Origin of the sequence: Azospira sp. APE16 (assembly GCF_047901315.1) — a bacterium.
Classification (GTDB): domain Bacteria; phylum Pseudomonadota; class Gammaproteobacteria; order Burkholderiales; family Rhodocyclaceae; genus Azospira; species Azospira oryzae.
Map to the genome: position 1 here is coordinate 3,583,484 of NZ_CP179682.1, position 17,674 is coordinate 3,601,157.

Consider the following 17,674-nt stretch of genomic DNA (forward strand, 5'->3'; position numbering starts at 1 on the left):
ATAACGAGTTTTCCGCACTCGGCGAACCGAGATGGGCATAATTATGGACTGAAAAACCACCCTTGGTCAACGCACGCTCCGAGCAGGTCCAGTGCGAGCCATGGACAGCCAGCGATTGCCAATGTACCCGAGCACTCAACGTCACGAGGCCGGTTCATCTCCCTTTGGCAGGAACTCCTCGCGGGCGCGCTGCAGAAACCGCTTCATGGGCTCAGAGGGTTCGGCGCTGCGGCGCAGCAGGTAGGTGGACAGCATGGGCGGCGTGCCGGCCAAGGGGCGAACGGTTATGTCGGGGCGGTTCAGGGTCTGCACCTGCGAGGCAATGGCGAAACCTAGGCCATAACCGGCACCGACCAGAGTCAGCATCACGCCTAGGCTCGTCACCTGATCTACCAGCTTGAGCGGCTTGGACGCACCTTGAAGCACCGCCTGGATCTGGTGGTGGCAGCCCGATCCCGCGTCCGGATGGCACAGTACCAACGGAAACTTCAAGGCTTCATCCAATGGCACTTCCGCGTGCGCCAACAAGGGGTGGCGCACGGGCACAATCACCGACAGAGGATCGGTCCACACGGGCTCGGCGACAAGGCCTTCGCTCACCGCGTCCGACAGCGCAAAGCCGATGTCCAGCAGATCGTTGTGCAGGCCCTTGAGCTGCTGCGCGCCAGCAAGGTGGCAATGTGGGGCTGCGCCAAGCTGTCGCAGATGGCGATGCGCAGATAACCCTGATAGCCCTGCGCCGCCGCCTTTGCGGCACTCACCGCCTGCTCCACGGTGGCCAGCACACGCCGGCACTCACCGAGGAACACTTGACCGGCCCAGGTCAGTCGCGTCTAGTGCGCGCTGCAGTCGAACAACTGCACGCCGAGCGTGGCTTCGAGATTGCGCATTGCGCGCGACACAGGCGATTGTTCTACGCCAAGGCGCTCGGCCGCTCGCGCGAAATGCAGTTCTTCCGCGACCGCAACGAAATAGCGCAGTAGTCTGAGTTCCAATGCGGCCTCCTGTTTGCCTCGTTCCTGGCCTGCGTCCACCTCATGCGGATTGCGCCTCGCTTTCTCCTTCGATGATTGGCAAGAGGTTCCGGCGTTGCATGCTTGCCTATTCGGATAGGCAGATCGCATCCGAAAATTACGGAGGTTGAGGCGGAACGCTACCTGGCCGAAGACCTGAGAACCTCAATCGCCGCGACGCTGCACTACCGCCTGACCCACAGGTTCAGTTCAATCAATTCCCGGGTTGCAGCTCCACACGCACCTCGCGCGATTTGCCGGCCCGTTCCACTGACAAGACCACCACATCGCCGACCTTCCTGTCGTCTAGCCGCGCGAGCAGCTTAGCCACATCGTCCGTCGCCTTGCCATCAACACCGATGATGCGGTCGCCGGGCACGATGCCTTGTGGGGTAATCTCGACCCCAGCGAGCCCGGCTTTGTGCGCTGCCGAGCCGGGGGTGACACGCAACACGAACACGCCCTTGCTTCCCGTCAGCGCAAGCAGGCGCTGATTGAGCTGTTCGTCCACCTCGATGCCAAGCGCCGGGCGGATGTATTTGCCGGTCTTGATGAGTTGCGGCACTACCCGCATGACGGTGTCCACCGGCACGGCAAAACCGATCCCAGCCGAGGCGCCGGAGGGGCTGTAGATCGCCGTGTTGATGCCGATGAGCCGCCCCGCCGAATCGAGCAAGGGGCCGCCCGAGTTGCCGGGGTTAATGGCGGCGTCGGTCTGAACCAGGTGATCAATGGCCGGGCCGCCCGCTTCTCCCGGTAACGAGCGGTCGAGCGCGGAGACGATGCCGGTGGTGAGCGTCCAGTCCAAGCCAAAGGGGTTGCCGATAGCAAACACCTTCTGTCCTACCTTGAGGTCGGCGCTGGTGCCGACCGGCACGGCCGGCGGGCGCTTGAAACCGACGCCGATCTTGAGCACGGCGATGTCGTGCGCTGGGCTCGTCGCCACCAGCGCGGCCTGGTAGTCGCGGCCATCGGCGAGTTTGACCGTGGCTTCGGACGCGCCCTGGATAACGTGGAAGTTGGTGACGACGTGGCCGGCGTCGTCCCAGATGAAGCCCGATCCCGTGCCACGAGGCACGGAGAAGACATTGCGCGTCCAGACGTCGCGCACCAGCTGCGCGGTGGTGATGTAGACCACCGAGGCGCGTGATTTTTCGAACAGTTCGATGGTGGCCTTTTCGTCCGCCGCCAAGTCGCCGCGCGCCGTCACGGTGCGCTCTGCCGCCTCGCGCGGACTGAACCAGGCCTCGATGGCGGGCAGGAACTGCCACAGCAGCATGAGCGCAGCAATGCAGGCGGTGATGAAGAGCCAGCGCCGGATGAAGGGATCCGGTGCGGGGCGTGGATACGGGTTAGGGTAGGCCATGAGAAGTCTCCTGTTGAAAGGCAATCAGCGCCATAGCCCGCTCGGGCGCCAGCGCGGCGGGCGCGGCGTCACAGCGGATTCCGGCAAGAAATGGGGCGCGTGAAACGGCAAGGCTGTTGCTGGTCCAGGCGCCAACGTCAGCAGGCGTGAGATGCGATCTTGCGTTGCCGGATGGGTGCGCAACCAGGAAGGCTCGGGATTGCCCCATCCCGGCCACAGCCAGGCACGCCAGGAGCGACTGACCCGCTCGATCTTCGCCAGCGCGGACGCCAGCCCTTGCGGGTCGCCGGTCAGTTCCGCCGCGAGGCGGTCAGCGTCGAACTCACGCACGCGAGACAAGCCGAGCTGTGCGAGCAGGGCCAGCTGGGGCGAGGCGGCCAGCAGAAGCAGTCCAGGCCAATTGACCGCCACCGCGCCGGCCAGCAGTGCGGGCAAGCTGAACACAATAGCGATCTGTCCGACCATAGCCAGCAGGCTCGTGAGGCGACTGACGGAATCCGCCAGCCCCATGACACGCAGATCCTCATTAGCGATGTGCGCGACCTCGTGCGCGAGCACACCCGCCAGTTCGCGCGAACTCAGGTTGCGCAGCAGGCCATCGGTAAGGGCGATCGATGCATGCTGCTTCGAGCCGGTGGCGAAGGCGTTGACGACGGCACTTGGCACGTAGTGCGGCACCGGCGTGGCGGACAAACCGGCACGGGCGGACAGCTCGCGCAACAGGGCCCAAATCTCGGGGGCTTCGTGCGGGTACAAAGCCCGTGCGCGGTACAGGCGCAAGGTCAAGACGGATGCGGCTGCCGGTTCCAGCAACAGCGTGCCTGCAACTGCAAACAGCGTGAGCCACAGGCCGCTTTCCCCGAACAGCAGGCTTCCTGCGGCGGCTGCGATCCCGACCAGGGTCAGGATCAACAGCCCGGTCTGCAGGCGGTTGAGCCAGCGGTGTTGCAACAACGCCGCGCGCGGGTCATTGGGATGATGACGGATCATGCTCAGATGTCTCGGCGGAGCGGTCGTCGCGCTCGCGCAGCAGCCAGTAGGTCGCACCCAGAGCCAGCGTGGCGCCTGCCAGCGCGGCTATCTTTGCGGGGCTCGCCTCGGGGTCGAGGATCACGAACTTGCGCGCCAGCGCGATCAGGCCGATGAGGATCACGGTCTTGACCTGGATGATGCTGTCCCGACGCAGCGCCACGCGCACGATGGAATGCTTGAACTCCATCGCGATCAAGAGCGTCATGATCATGCCGAACACACTCTGGAATACCTTGTGATCCAGGGGATTGAAGGCATCGAGGACCAGCAGCGTGAAGACGATGGCGATGAGCTGGAACAGCGACACCACGATGATGACGGCAATTACCGCCGACAGAACGAGGGCGACGACCTGCTCGAAGCGCTCGTAAACCGTCATCAACCGCCACTGGGAGCGCATCTCGTCAAGGGTCGTGTGGCCAGATTCTTTATGCATAAGCGTTGCTCTCTCTTTCAATGAAACGTTAATGGAACGGGGAGTCCGAGAAGACGACTCGATTACAACTGGATTGCCGAGGCAATTGCGAAGCCACCCAGCGCATAATGTCCTGCGCGCCCGTGGCGCCGCCGATGGGTGGATCAGCCTCTTGCACGTCAACCCTTTGTCCCATGCATGGCATCAATCCGGCTTCTGGTCTGGCGGCAGCAATCCCAGCAGATCCGCCTGCAAATGTTGCAACTTGTCGATGCCAGCCCTCAATGCCTCGACACGGCCGGCATTTTTCATTTCACTCAGGGTGTGCGCTAACTGCTGGATGCTCTGATGCAGGACATCGACCTGATCATCAGGATCCTTGCCGAAGAACGTAGGGCGGCCACTTTGATCCCGCCAGTATTGGAGTGCTTCGGGTTGAGGCGGCACTTGGGTCTTACCTGACAGATAGTCGATCATCTGGGAAATCCAGACCCGGTGGTCGGCGTATGTGAACGGCACGGGCAGCGCGGAGCGACTGTCAGGTTTGAATCCCTTCCAGGATAAGGGTACCTGCCAGGTGTGTAGCCATTGCTCGAATTCATGCGCCGGCATCGGATGCCCGATGGCATAACCCTGGCCCCACTCGCATCCCAGACGCAGCAGCATTTCACCATGCTGAATGGATTCGACTCCCTCCGCGATGCAGTTCCTGCCAAACGACCTTGCCAGTGCCAGTAGCGCATCCAGGATGGCGATATCGTCCGGATCCTCGAGCATGTCGCGTATAAAACCTTGGTCGATCTTGAGCAGGTGCGCGGGCAGGCGCTTCAGATAGGTCAGCGATGAATAGCCGCTGCCGAAATCGTCGAGGGCAAAACGCAATCCCATCCTCTCGCACAGCGCCATCAACTGAGACACTTGAACGAAGTCCTCCACGGCGCTGGTTTCGAGGATTTCCAGTTCAAGGTCTTGCGGCTGGGCGCCGGGATGTCGTGACAACATACCCCGTAGATGCATGATGAAGTCCGGTTGCAGCAAGTGCCGCGCACCGATATTCACGCTGATCGGGACATGAAGGCCGGCCTTGCGCCAAACTTCGATCTGGGTCAGCGCAGCCTCGATGGTCCATTTCCCCACGTCAATCCCGAGCGGATGGTTCTCAATGATGGGTATGAAGGAGGCAGGAGATAACAAGCCACGCGTCGGATGTTGCCAGCGGATCAAGGCTTCGGCGCCCAGCACCTCACCGGTGCGCATGTTGACCTTAGGTTGGAAATAAAGCAGAAACTGCCCATTGGCAAGTGCATTCTCTATGCTGTCAAATCCTTCGTGACGGGTGCGCAGCGTACGATCCTTCTCCGTATCGAAAACGTGATATCGATTCTTGCCGGCTTGCTTGGCACGATACATAGCCTGATCTGCCTGCCGCAGCAGTTGGTCGGCGTCGATATCTTCGCCTTGCGGGTAGTAGCTCACACCGATACTCGCGCTCACCTCGCACAGTGCGTCACCAATCGGTACGGGCTGTGCAGCCACCTCGATCAGGCGATCGAGAATCGGTACGCTGATGGAAATATCCGGCAGGTCGACCAGAATAGCGACAAACTCATCACCACCAAGACGGGCCAAGGTATCGTCTTCGCGCAACACCTGCGTCATACGCCTGGACAGGACGGAAAGCAATTTGTCGCCGACTCCGTGGCCGTGCTGGTCGTTGACCTTCTTGAATCCATCCAGATCGATGAAGACAACCGCCAGGTGCATGCCACGCCGACGTGTCTGACGAATGGCCTGCTTAAGGCGGTCTCCAAGCAATAGTCGATTTGGCAAGCCGGTGAGCAGGTCGTAATGAGCAACGCGTTCAAGCTGTTGCTGGTTCTCCTTCACCGCTGTGATGTCGGAAAACATGGCTGCGTAATGCTCGATATTGCCCCGCATATCCGGGACTGCACTGATCGTCAGCAGCGCGGCAAACTGACTGCCGTTCTTGCGTCGGCACCAGAGCTCTCCGTGCCAATAGTCGTGCTCACGCAGAGCCTGCCAAGCGGTCTGATAGAACTCATCGTCATATCGATCGGACTCGAGCAGACGAGGTGTCTGACCCATTACTTCCTCCCGCGCATAACCAGTGATCACGGAAAACGCCCGATTGACGTTGACAATGTGGCCTTGAGCGTCCGTAACGAGGATGCCCTCTCCTGCGTGCTCAAAAACTTTAGCCGCAAGGCGAAGCTCTTCCGCGGATCTTCTGCGTGAGGTGACATCATGGATATAGCCGTGCCAGAGGATGCTCCCATCAGGCATCGCTTCAGGCGACGCCTCGCCTTCGACCCAGATCACCCGACCGTCTGGAAACTGCACTCGGTACTCGTCATGCCAAAGCGCGAGTGACTGCCCCGACGCCTGTATGGTTTCATGCACACGGTCGCGGTCTTCAGGATGGAGCGCAGCGAACGCAGGAGTGGCATCTTCAACAACATCCTCCGGTGCAACCCCGTATATTTCCTGTATCCTCGCGCTGGCATAAGGGAAGTGCGAGCTACCGTCTGGACGAAGACGGTATTGGTAAAGCATACCGGGAACGTGGCTGGCCAACTCTTCTCGCTGTCGGCGCATCGAGTTCAGCGCCTGCTCGACCCTCTTGAGATCGGTGATGTCCTCTACCGTCCCGTCTGCCGCTCTGGGCCGACCAGAGGCGTCGCCCTTGAATGTTGCCCGCAGGTGTATCCAGCGAACCTGCCCTCCGCTGACGATGCGATACCGCAGATCAAGGGACTTTCCGCACATGGCAGCATCCCATGCCCTATCGAAGAGGGGGCGGTCTTCAGGGTGAATGCACTGCAGGAATCGCTCGAAGGCTATTGGCGCACCAACATCCAGGCCGAGCAGGCGGCAGGCTTCATCGGAGCAAGTGAGGAGTTGCGAGCCAAGATCGAGATGCCAACTGCCAAAGTGGGCATTCTGGTTAATCTGGCCACAGTGTCGGGCTGAGATTTGAGGAGTCTCGTTCAAAGGTGACGCTCCTTATGGGTGAAACAGAGGTTCCAAAGTTTCTGCAATTGGGAACGCATTTCGTCAAAGATTGTGTGGTTGGGGTCGCTATGCATCGCGGCTACGCACTTTCTTCAAGGATCGAACAACTGATAAGCAGGGTGGTTTGCGCCGGGTCATTGCGGCAAGCGGGATGTCACCCAGCGCATAATGTCCTGCGCGCCCATGGCGCCCGCCTGACGTGCAACCTCATGTCCCCCTCGGAACAAAATCAGGGTTGGAATGCTGCGAATACCGAACTGGGCGGCCAGGTGAGGCTCGGCCTCGGTATTTACCTTGGCCAACCTCACCTTGGGTTCAAGCAGGGAGGCTGCCTGCTCGAACTGCGGCGCCATCATCTTGCACGGCCCGCACCACGGCGCCCAAAAGTCAACCAGCAGCGGCAGGTCACTGCGCTCCAGATGACGGGCGAAGGTCGCTGTGGTCAGATCAATGGGTTCTCCGGTGAACAGCGGGTGCTGGCACCGCCCGCAATTGGGCTTCTCTGCCAACTTGTTGGCTGGCACGCGATTGATGGATTGGCAGTGTGGGCAGACGATATGAATGCTGTCACTCATGAGGTGGCTCCTTGGGACACAGAGGAAGTAATGGCTCCGGCAGTTGGGCCGCTGTGACATGGGGATTCGAGCTGTAGCCCTTGCGTCAGTTGCCGGATGCTGTATTCATCCAGCGTTTCCCGTGCGAGCAGTTCGCGCGCGCACCGCTCCAGCACTTCTCGGTTAATTTCGAGAATTCGGTATGCACGATCAAACACACCCATCACGATGTCACGGATGGCTTGGTCGATGCGTGTCTGAGTCGATTCGGCTACCCGGCAGCCACCCTGTACCAGTTCAGGCGCATCAAGAAAACGCGGCCTCTGTGCCTCAAAAGCAACGTACCCCAAGCCCTCATCCATGCCGAAGCGCGTAATCATGTCGCGGGCGATGTCGGTGGCCCGCGCGAGATCGTCTGAAGCCCCTGTGGACAGCTCGCCAAACACGAGCTTCTCAGCCGCGCGCCCTCCCAGGAGCACGGCGATCTTGTGCTCCAGGTCGGCACGTGTCATCAGAAATCGGTCTTCGGTGGGCCGCTGCAGGGTGTAGCCGAGTGCACCGATGCCACGCGGAACGATTGAAATCTTGTGTACCGGATCGGTGCCGGGCAGCGCCAGCGCCACCAGCGCATGCCCCATCTCGTGATAGGCCACGGTTTCCCGCTCCTTCGGATTGAGCACACGGTTCTTCCTTTCCAGGCCGGCCACGATGCGCTCGATGGCGGCGGTGAAGTCTTGCAGTTCCACAGCCTGCGCCTTGCGCCGCGTCGCGTTCAGCGCTGCTTCGTTCACGAGATTGGCCAGATCAGCGCCGGAAAAGCCGGTGGTCAGCGCCGCCACCTGTTCCAGATCTACACCGTGGGCCAGGGTGATCTTCTTGACATGGACCTTCAGGATATCCAGGCGACCTTTCTTGTCGGGACGGTCCACCAGCACCTGACGGTCGAAGCGACCGGCGCGAAGCAAGGCCTGATCGAGGATCTCCGGCCGGTTGGTGGCTGCAAGGATGATCAGCCCGACCGAGCTGTCGAAGCCATCCATTTCGGTGAGCAACTGGTTCAGCGTCTGCTCACGCTCGTCGTGTCCACCGATCGGTCCTCCGACACCGCGCGCGCGGCCCAGCGCATCGAGCTCATCGATGAAGATGATCGCCGGCGCCTGCGCACGCGCCTGTTCGAACAGGTCGCGCACACGGGCCGCACCCACGCCGACGAACATCTCGACAAACTCTGATCCGGAGATGGAGAAGAAGGGCACCGCCGCCTCGCCGGCAACAGCCTTGGCCAGCAATGTCTTGCCGGTGCCCGGTGGGCCGACCAGCAACACGCCCTTGGGAATGCGCGCCCCGAGCCGTCCATACTCCTGCGGATTCTTGAGGAAATCGACGATCTCAACCAACTCCGCCTTGGCTTCATCGACGCCAGCGACATCGGCAAAGGTCACGCCAGTGTTCTTCTCCATGAATACCTTGGCACGGCTCTTGCCGATGCTCAGGAAGCCACCCATGCCCTGCTTCTCGGCGAAGCGGCGGAACAGGAAGAACCAGACGCCGAAGAAGGCCACCGCCGGCAGAATCCAGGAGAGCACATCACGCAGCCAGGTGCTTTCCACCACCCGCGCATAGGGCACGTCGTACTTGGACAGCCGCTCGGCCAGGTCGGGTTCGACACGGGTGGCCACGATGGTGGTCTTGCCCCGGCTGTCCGGCGATTTCAGGCGCCCGGTGACCGTGCGGTCCGACACCAGCACTTCGGCGACGCGCCCCTCGGCCAGCGCCTTCTCGAATTCGCTGTAGGGCACGGGCTCGACGGTCTTGGCCGCCTGCCAGTAGTTCTGCAGCGTCAGCAGCAACAGGCCGGTGACGATCCAGTAGCCAATGTTCCATTGATCTTTCTTTTCCATGGGCAATGTTCCTCGCAAGTCGTGTCGCTAGAGAATGGGGGTGAACAGACGGGCCACCCCGTCGCGCAAGCGGATGGCCAGCGGGCGGGCGCGCAACGCCTTCGCCGATATCTCGCCCGACGCATCACGAGCGGCATCAAAAAGGGATGACAGCCGCGTAGACAACGCGGTGTCGTACACTTCCACATTGAACTCGAAGTTGAGGCGCAAACTGCGCGCATCCCAATTGGCCGAACCCAGGCAGCACCACGCTCCGTCTACCAGCATCAGCTTGCTGTGGTCGAACGGGCCAGGCCGTTCGAAGATGCGCACACCGTGCTCCAGCACCTGCCAGTAGTGGGCGCGCGCGGCCCATTGCACCGTGGGATGGTCGCCGTTTGCGGGCGTCAGCACGTCGATACGCACGCCGCGCAACGCGGCCGTGCTTAGCGCCGCGATCATCGGCTGATCGGGGACGAAGTAAGGTGTCCAGATGCGCACCGAATGCTTCGCGGCGCTCAAAGCGCCCATGAAGGTCCAGCGCATCCGGTCCAGGGCCTCATCGGGACCGGCCTCGATGCCGCGCGCCCAAGAGGTTCCTTGCTCATCAGCCGTTACGGGCGGTTCGCCCCAGTAACCCTTGCTGAGCCGCTCGCCCGTGGTATCGCACCAATCATCGGTGAAGCACCGCATCAGATGCGCAATCACCGGCCCGCGCAGACGAAAGTGCAAATCGTGACAGGCCTGGCCCGGCGCATCGGGCCGCCAATACGGGCTGAAGATGTTCATGCCGCCGGTGAAACCCGTCTTGCCATCGATCACCAGCAGCTTGCGGTGATTGCGCAGATGCGCGCCATACAGGCGCGCGGGAATCAACGTCGGGTTGAACGTCGCCGCCGGAACGCCGGCGCGTTGCAAGGCGCGGTAGGCGCTGCTGGGCGTCCACCGGGCATAGACATCGTCGATCAGCACCCGCACTTGCACGCCGCGCGCATGGGCCCGGCTCAGCGCATCGACGAACTGCGCCCCGATGCCTTGGCTGTCGAAGATGTACGAGGCCAGGGCGACGCTGTGCCGCGCCGATTCGATGGCAGCGAGCATGGCCGGGTAGGCCTGCTCGCCATCGACAAGCGGCTCGATGCGGTTGCCGTCGGTCAGCGACTGGCCGGTGGCGCGTCCCACCAGGTGGGCCAGATCGGCAAGCGGCGGCGATACAGCCTCGGGCATCGTGGGCGAGAGGTCCTGCCGAACAGCAGGATCTGCCCCCGGGAAGAGCCGCCGCGCCCGCCGCTGGTAACGGTTGATGCCGAACAGCCCATACAGCAGCGAACCGCCCAGCGGCAACAAGGCGATCAGCAGTACCCACAGCGTGGCCGATCGAGGGTCACGCTTGTAGATGACCGCGTGCCCCGCCGTGGGGACAGCGACCGCGAGCGACACGAGGGTGGCTGCCCATGTCAGCCCGTTGGGGTCGGACACGACAGCCCCCATCGCTCAAGATTCGCCGCCCGCTGACTTCTTCTTGCGCGCAGGCTTGCTCTCGTCGCTCGGCGGCGCCTCGGCCACGTTCGCGGCAACGGGCTTCTCATGCTCGGCCGGCTTCGCGGGCGGCTCCTTGCGCTCGAAGACCACCCGTTCGGCCTTGTCATCCCAGCGGGCGCTGGCGTGATCGGCCTTGCCGATGCCACCACCGAGCATCTCGCGTGCCAGCGCGGTTTCCAGCTCGCTGCGGATCAGCCGCTTGAGCTCGCGCGCGCCGAACTCGGGTTTGTAGCCTTCCTCCGCGAAGTGGTCGATCAAGGTCTGGTCGAAGGTCAACGTCACGCCCTGGCTGGCGGCGTTGCGGGCCACACGATCGAGCTGCAGGCCGACGATATGGCGGATCTCCTCCTTGCCCAGCGCATGGAAGACGATGATCTCGTCGATGCGGTTGATGAACTCGGGGCGGAAGTGTCCGCGCAGCACGTCCATCACTTCGGACTTGGTCTTCTCGTATTCCTCGCCGGCGGCGCTACGGGCCTTCAGCCGACGCTGGATGATGTCCGAGCCCAAGTTCGAGGTGGCGATGATGATGGTATTGGTGAAATCCACCACCCGGCCCTTGCCGTCGGTGAGCCGCCCGTCGTCGAACACCTGCAGCAGGATGTTGTAGACGTCGGGGTGAGCCTTCTCGATCTCGTCCAGCAGCAACACGCTGTAGGGCTTGCGACGCACCTTCTCGGTGAGCTGGCCGCCCTCGTCATAGCCCACATAACCCGGAGGCGCGCCCACCAGGCGTGCCACGGTATGGCGTTCACCGTACTCGGACATGTCGATGCGCAGCAGCGCACCTTCATCGCCATAGATCGACTCGGCCAGCGCCTTGGCGAGCTCGGTCTTGCCCACGCCGGTCGGCCCGAGGAACAGGAAAGTAGCAACCGGCTTGCTGCCCTCGCGCAGGCCCGCCCGCGACAGCCGCACGGCATCGGCCACCGCGCGCACCGCTTCGTCCTGGCCCACCAGGCGCTCGTGCAGCCGCTGCTCCAGATGCAGCAGCTTCTCGCGTTCTTCCACCGTCAGCTCGTTGACCGGAATGCCGGTCAGGCGCGAGACGATCTGTGCGACATGCTCGGCCTTGACTTCGGCGCTGCCCGAGGCGCGCTCGCGTTCCCATTCCTCGACGAGCTTCTTGAGTTCAGTCTCCTTGGCCTCGATGCGCTTGCCCAGCTCGGCGGCCTTGTCGTACTGCTTGCGCGAGGCCACATAGTCCTGCTCACGCCGCAGCTGGTGCAGTTCGGACTCCAGCTCTTGCACCGCCACCGGGCGGGCCGTGGCTGACAGCTTCACGCGTGCGGCCGCCTGGTCAAGCAGGTCGATGGCCTTGTCAGGCAAAAAGCGCGCGGTGATGTAGCGGTCCGACAACTCGGCGGCGGCGATGATCGCATCCTCGGTGATGCTGACCTTGTGGTGCGCCTCGAAGGTGTCACGCAGGCCGCGCAGGATCATCATGGTCTGCGCTACCGTCGGCTCGGGCACCATCACCGGCTGGAAGCGACGCTCCAGCGCGGCGTCCTTCTCGATGTACTTCTGATACTCGTTGAGCGTGGTGGCGCCGATCAGGTTCAGTTCGCCGCGCGCCATCATCGGCTTGAACACGTTGGCCACGTCCAGCCCGCCTTCGCCGCCACCCTGGCCTGCACCGACGATGGTGTGCACCTCGTCGATGAAGAGAATCAGCTCGCCCTGGTGCTCGGTCACTTCCTTGAGCACCTTCTGCACGCGCTCCTCGAACTCGCCGCGGTACTTGGCGCCTGCCACCATGGCGTTGATGTTGAGTTCGACCAGACGCTTGTCGCGCAGCGTCTCGGGCACTTCGCCGGCGACCATCCGCTGCGCCAGCCCTTCGACAATGGCGGTCTTGCCGACGCCGGGCTCACCGATCAACACCGGGTTGTTTTTCTTGCGCCGGGCCAGCACCTCGATGGTGGTCTCGATCTCCTGCGCACGGCCGATGACTGGATCGAGTTTGCCCTCGCGCGCCATCTTGGTGAGGTCGCGCGAGTATTTATCCAGCTCGGGCGTGTTGGTCGGCGTCTCGGCGCGGCCATCCTCGGCCCCTTTGCCGACCACCTTGCTTACCTGCTGGCGCAGCGCTTGTGGCGTGAGGCCGTAACGGCGCAGCAGGTTGGCCGCCAAACCTTCGCCTTCCTCGGCGAGCCCGATCAGGAAATGCTCCGGCCCGACATAAGAGTGGCCGAGTTCGTTGGAGGCCACGAAAGCACGGCTGAGCGCGTCCTTGACCCGGGGCGACACGCCGATCTCGCCCTCGAACGGCTTATCGCCGCGCTTGGCTTCGGATTCGATCTGGCGCTTGAGGTCATCGACCTTGATCTTGAACTGCCCCAGGATGGTCTTGACCACGTCGCTGTCGGATAGCGCCAGCAGCAGGTGTTCGGTATCGACTTCGGCGCGCCCGAACTCTGCAGCGTGTCGGGCGGCCTCCTGCAATAGGGCCTCGGACTGTTCGCTGATACGGCTGGCGAGCCCACTGCCGCGACGGCGCGCGGTGCCCGTACCGGCCGGGGCGGGTTCGCCGAACGAGGCATCGACGACCTCGTCGGTATCGGCCGCCATGGACGGTGCGTCGTCACCGATGCGGAAGAAGTCGCTGCCAAGGAAGTCTTCGAACAGCCCGCTGCGCGAGCCGAACAAGGCTTCCAGCGGTGAGACGGTGCGCTTTTGCTGGCGCACCAGTTGGCGATAGTGATCGTCACACAACAGCATGGTGCTATGACGACCATTGAGATTGGCTTCCACCCGCACCGTGGCGGGCTGGCCGCAGACCTGGCATTGTTTTCTGGCCATGCTCATGCTCCTTGAGAGGACTGATTTGACGAGACGCCGAAGGTCACGGCGCCTCGCCATTCACTTGGTTTTTCTGTAGAGAACTAGCCGATCGGCGTCAGCCGTTGATCGGGATCGAGCGGCCCTGCTTGGGCGCACTGGCCTCGCGCTTTTCCATCGTGATCGTGAGTACGCCGTTCTTGAAAGCGGCCTTGATCGTGTCCTGGTTGGCATCGGCCGGCAGGTTCAGAGCGCGCTGAAAGCTGCCGTAGGAGCGCTCCACCCGGTGGAAACCGCCGTCTTTCGTTTCCTGCTCCTGACGCTTTTCACCGCGCACCAGCAGCACGTCGTTGTCGAGCGTGATCTGGATGTCTTTTTCCTCGACGCCGGGTACTTCCAGGGCGATCTTGTACTGCTTGTCGGTCTCCTGGATGTCCAGCGCCGGCTTCAGCATGCCCGGCCAGTCCGACGGCCAGCGTGGCATGGCCAGCGTCGGGAAACCGAAGCCTCGAAACGCGTCGTCGAACAGGCGGTCGATCTCGCGATGCAATTGCAGGATGGGACTGACGGGCCCACCCGCCACCGGCAGGTCATTGCGCTGCACCGGCAGCGAGGCAGTGCTCTGTTGTTCTTCCTGCTCCTTCTTGAACCAGTTCCAGGGAGCCAATTTCTTGAAATCAATGTCCATGTCACACCTCCAGAAGAAAAATTGAAGACTCTCGCTCACTCCGTTTGCCTGCGGCGACGGACAGCGCGCCCAGACGACACGGAGTGTTCCGCTGACTTTGGCTGCTCATCTGTGCGTATCACCTCCTTCTTTCTGCCTGCTTGGATCTGATCATTGATCCATCGATCGATTTCACTTTGACGAAACCGCCACGTCCCGCCGACCTTGAAGGCCGGAATCTCCCCGTGCGAGGCGAGCCGGTAAAGCGTCCGCTTGCCGACTTTCAAGTAGGCAGCCAACTCGTCGAGTGTGAAGATCGCCTGCTGGTGCGCTGTCATACCACCCCCACAAGTTCCGTCGTCACGCGGCCTCGCCTGAGGAAATTCTTGCAAGACTTTGCAAGATATTGCGCTTAACATGCCGAAAGTCAAGAGTCAACATCCAGCGATCTGCTGGCCGATTGATGTGACTCAATCGTAAGCAGCCAGGAAACAAATGTTGGCTGCCACCGCGATGGTGCTCCCCAAGCCATCAATCTGCAGCCATGTGAAAGGGGAAGTCCATGAACGAGATTGCCCGAGTCGGGGTGGATCTGGCCAAGCGGGTTATCTAGGTGCATGCGGTGGATGCGCGCGTGGGGGTTGCCAAGGCGCTGGCCGCTGACAAGTTTGCGGCCTGGTGCGCGGAGCTGCCTCCCGGCTGCCTGGTGGCCCTGGAGGCCTGCGGCGGTGCGCATCACTGGGCACGCAAGCTGCGCGGCTATGGGCTGGATGCGCGGCTGATTGCAGGCCACTTCGTCACGCCCTACCGCATGGCCGGTAAGGGACGCAAGAACGGTGCGGCCGATGCCGCAGCGATCTGCGAGGCGGCAACCCGCCCGCACATGCGCTTCGTGCCGGTGAAGCCGCCGGCGCAGACGCTGCTGACCAGCCATCAGCTACGCAAACCTCCCGATTCACTCACGCAGCTGATTCCTGCTTGCCTAGGGACGACCATGTAAGCGGCAGATGGTCGGAGTCCTTTGCGACCAGCACCTACGCGAGCAGCCCGGAGGTGGGGATGCCCTTGGCGATGATCTCCGCCGGGACCGGCGCCTGGGTCAGCGTTCGGCACCTGTGCGCAGGTCCACTTGCCGTGGATGTGGCACTCGACCGTGAACACGCCCGGCGTGTAGTCCAGCTTCTCGCTGATGCGCTTGAGCGCACAGCCGCACGCGCAGCGGGTGTTCTCGGGCTCGTGGTGGCAGTCCACGCGCGGCAGGTCCGCCGGCAAGGCGGTGCGCTTAGGCATCGCGCCAGGCGTAGCCGGCGGCTTCTTCTTGCCCAGCAGTTCCTGGAGCTGCGCCTCAGCCGCGGCAAGGTCGGCGTCCAGAGCCTCGTCGAACAGCGCGCGTTGTTCGGCATCGAGCTGCTCGCTCTTCTTGCCGAACTTCAGGCGTCGCAGCTGGGCGATCTCGAACGAGAGCTTCGCCGTAGGCGCTGACATGGGCGAAAAGCATCCGAGCATCACCCCCCAGGATGGCTCTCATCTCGATACAGAGGTGAATCCTCCGCACTATTCGGCTCCCTACGATGATATGGACTGATCACATCGGTAGGGAGAAAGCATGAACTTACGCCATCTTCGCTGCTTCATCGCCGTAGCCGAGGAACTGCACTTCGGCCGGGCTGCTCGACGGCTGCACATCGAACAGTCTCCACTGTCGCGCACGATCCGCCAGATGGAGGCGGATTTAGGGGTGCCGCTGCTCAACCGCTTGCCACGCAGTGTTCGTCTCACACCGGCGGGACAGGTCTTCCTCGAAGAAGCCCGGCGCGTACTGCTGGCCTTCGAGCAAGCGCAGACCAAGGCACGCGCCGCAACGAACCAGCGGAACACGCTGCGCATCGCACTATCTGGTGACATGGGGCAGGCCCGCTTGTCGGCGTTGCTTGCGCTTTGCCGCGAGGAGGCACCACAGGTCGGCATTCGGATATTTGAAACGCCACTGGCGCAGTTGGTGACTGGACTGCGCAACGACTTGTATGACGCAGGTTTTGCATTGGCTGGTGAAATGGACGCCGGCATCGTCGCCATGCCGGTGTGGCGAGACCCGCTGGTGGTGGCTTTGCCCGCCAGGATGGCGGACATGGCCGGCGGCCAGGCCGGGTGGGATCAGCTCGCCGAAGGTTTCGCGCTGCGCGATGCGGTGAGCAGCACCGATGCGGTGTCCGCCGTCGAGCAGGCCGAATCGAACAAGGGCAACAACGGCGTGCCCTGGGTGGGCGGCGGCAATGCGGGCGGCTCGGGCCAGGGTTCCATCAAGGTGGTCGGCGACGTGACCCGTGCCGGCTACAACCTGCTCAACAGCCGCGGCGTCAGCGACACCTCATCCATCCCGCGCGCGTCCTGCGGCAACCGGCTGACCTGCCAAACCTGGTCCTCGCCGCAGGCCGCAGCGGACTTCGCAACCCGCGTGCTCGGCGAGCGCGAGCAACGCACCTGCGAGACCTGCACCAAGACGCAGACCACGCCTGGCGTCGGCCTGACGCCGGTGATCCAGGAAGAGTACGAGACCAAGCTGCAGGCACTGCAGGGCCTCGTGACGGGCTCGACGCCGATGACGGTGGCAAACCTCGAAGCCGCCGGCAGCAACTCGCTGCCGATCACGCGCGGCGTGATCGAGGCGCTGCGCGACGAGCCCGATCAAGACCTGCTCGGCAAGCGCCTGGCGTCCGAAGCCGCGCTGTCGAGCGTGCTGGAGAAGGCCCTGCTGTTGCAGCGCACGCTGCTGACCGGCAAGAAGGAGCCGAACGTCGCCGCCAACGAGCTGGCCGTGAAGGCGGTCGATCAGGAGAACAACGCGCTGGAGAAGGAGATGAACAACCTCAAGACCGAGCTGGAGCTGCGGCGCACGCTGGCCGGCAATTCGGCGATGGCGATCGTGCAGCGCCACGGCACCCGCGCTGCGGGCTCGCGCGGCATCTTCGAGGGCGACACGACGCGCGACCGGCTCAAGGAAGTGCAGAAGCCGCGGAGCGGGCCATGACCAGCCGGGCCTGGCTGCGGCCGGCACGGCTGCTCGGCCGCCGCGTCGGCATCGTGCTGCTGTGGGTGCTGCTGGTGGCGGGCATCGCGGTCGGCGTGAACGTCGTCGGCCTCCACATCGTCGGCAGCATCGACGGCTGGGAGCAGTGGCTGCGCGAGCACTCGGGCCACTTCCTCGTCTGGCGGCTGCTGCTCTACGCGGCGACGGCCTACGGCTGGTGGTGGATGCGTCGGCGCCTGCGCGAACGCGAGCCATTGGCCGAGACCCATCAGCGCCTGCTGCGCGCCGAGATCGCGGCCGTCGCCACCCTCGTGCTGCTCGAAGGCAGCCAGCTACTGCGCAATGGCTGAGCCCCGGAGAACG

12 protein-coding genes and 3 pseudogenes are annotated in these 17,674 nt (G+C 63.0%); 3 read left to right on the forward strand and 12 right to left on the reverse strand.

Annotated features, from left to right (window positions below):
* Positions 1–141: 141 nt before the first annotated feature.
* The 11 genes and pseudogenes from ACLSSQ_RS17050 to ACLSSQ_RS17100 all read right to left on the reverse strand — a co-directional run bounded on the left by ACLSSQ_RS17050 (position 142) and on the right by ACLSSQ_RS17100 (position 14,621).
* A pseudogene (locus tag ACLSSQ_RS17050) lies at positions 142–995 on the reverse strand (LysR family transcriptional regulator).
* A 232-nt stretch (positions 996–1,227) separates the two neighbouring features.
* Positions 1,228–2,379 carry a S1C family serine protease gene (locus ACLSSQ_RS17055; protein ID WP_103738920.1) on the reverse strand — a complete coding sequence of 384 codons (1,152 nt, stop codon included), beginning with the start codon at positions 2,377–2,379 and terminating at the stop codon, positions 1,228–1,230.
* Between the two features lie 24 nt (positions 2,380–2,403).
* Positions 2,404–3,369, reverse strand: a complete 966-nt coding sequence (locus ACLSSQ_RS17060) for a zinc metalloprotease HtpX (RefSeq protein WP_261530818.1) — start codon at positions 3,367–3,369, stop codon at positions 2,404–2,406.
* The gene (psiE-GI, locus tag ACLSSQ_RS17065; RefSeq protein ID WP_416243337.1) at positions 3,347–3,847 is read right to left on the reverse strand and encodes a heat resistance protein PsiE-GI; all 501 of its coding nucleotides are present in this window, start codon (positions 3,845–3,847) and stop codon (positions 3,347–3,349) included. Before psiE-GI ends, ACLSSQ_RS17060 begins: the two co-directional genes overlap by 23 nt.
* A gap of 183 nt (positions 3,848–4,030) precedes the next feature.
* Positions 4,031–6,838, reverse strand: a complete 2,808-nt coding sequence (locus ACLSSQ_RS17070) for an EAL and GGDEF domain-containing protein (RefSeq protein WP_416243338.1) — start codon at positions 6,836–6,838, stop codon at positions 4,031–4,033.
* 155 nt (positions 6,839–6,993) lie between these two features.
* On the reverse strand, positions 6,994–7,434 hold the full coding sequence (gene trxC, locus ACLSSQ_RS17075; protein WP_103259721.1) for a thioredoxin TrxC: 441 nt from the start codon (positions 7,432–7,434) through the stop codon (positions 6,994–6,996).
* Entirely contained in the window at positions 7,431–9,314 is a 1,884-nt protein-coding gene (ftsH, locus tag ACLSSQ_RS17080; RefSeq protein ID WP_416243339.1) for an ATP-dependent zinc metalloprotease FtsH, read from the reverse strand. Before ftsH ends, trxC begins: the two co-directional genes overlap by 4 nt.
* Positions 9,315–9,341: 27 nt before the next feature.
* On the reverse strand, positions 9,342–10,772 hold the full coding sequence (gene cls / locus ACLSSQ_RS17085) for a cardiolipin synthase (protein ID WP_416243340.1): 1,431 nt from the start codon (positions 10,770–10,772) through the stop codon (positions 9,342–9,344).
* Between the two features lie 15 nt (positions 10,773–10,787).
* Positions 10,788–13,637, reverse strand: coding sequence for a heat shock survival AAA family ATPase ClpK (gene clpK, locus ACLSSQ_RS17090; RefSeq protein ID WP_416243341.1), 2,850 nt, complete (start codon positions 13,635–13,637; stop codon positions 10,788–10,790).
* Between the two features lie 97 nt (positions 13,638–13,734).
* A complete protein-coding gene (locus ACLSSQ_RS17095; RefSeq protein ID WP_236213254.1) occupies positions 13,735–14,304 on the reverse strand; it encodes an Hsp20/alpha crystallin family protein in 570 nt (189 codons plus the stop codon).
* A 35-nt stretch (positions 14,305–14,339) separates the two neighbouring features.
* Positions 14,340–14,621, reverse strand: coding sequence for a helix-turn-helix domain-containing protein (locus tag ACLSSQ_RS17100; protein WP_273685311.1), 282 nt, complete (start codon positions 14,619–14,621; stop codon positions 14,340–14,342).
* Between the two features lie 344 nt (positions 14,622–14,965).
* Between ACLSSQ_RS17100 and ACLSSQ_RS17105 the strand changes: the two are divergent.
* Positions 14,966–15,199: pseudogene (locus ACLSSQ_RS17105) on the forward strand (IS110 family transposase); the annotation flags it as partial.
* A gap of 121 nt (positions 15,200–15,320) precedes the next feature.
* On the opposite strand, the pseudogene ACLSSQ_RS17110 reads toward ACLSSQ_RS17105, so the two are convergent.
* Positions 15,321–15,750 (reverse strand): annotated as a pseudogene (locus ACLSSQ_RS17110) (IS66 family transposase); the annotation flags it as partial.
* A gap of 139 nt (positions 15,751–15,889) precedes the next feature.
* Between ACLSSQ_RS17110 and ACLSSQ_RS17115 the strand changes: the two are divergent.
* Both ACLSSQ_RS17115 and ACLSSQ_RS17120 read left to right on the forward strand, forming a co-directional pair.
* Positions 15,890–17,311, forward strand: a complete 1,422-nt coding sequence (locus ACLSSQ_RS17115; RefSeq protein ID WP_416243342.1) for an integrating conjugative element protein — start codon at positions 15,890–15,892, stop codon at positions 17,309–17,311.
* Positions 17,308–17,661, forward strand: coding sequence for a hypothetical protein (locus ACLSSQ_RS17120; RefSeq protein WP_004265620.1), 354 nt, complete (start codon positions 17,308–17,310; stop codon positions 17,659–17,661). Before ACLSSQ_RS17115 ends, ACLSSQ_RS17120 begins: the two co-directional genes overlap by 4 nt.
* Positions 17,662–17,674 lie beyond the last annotated feature (13 nt).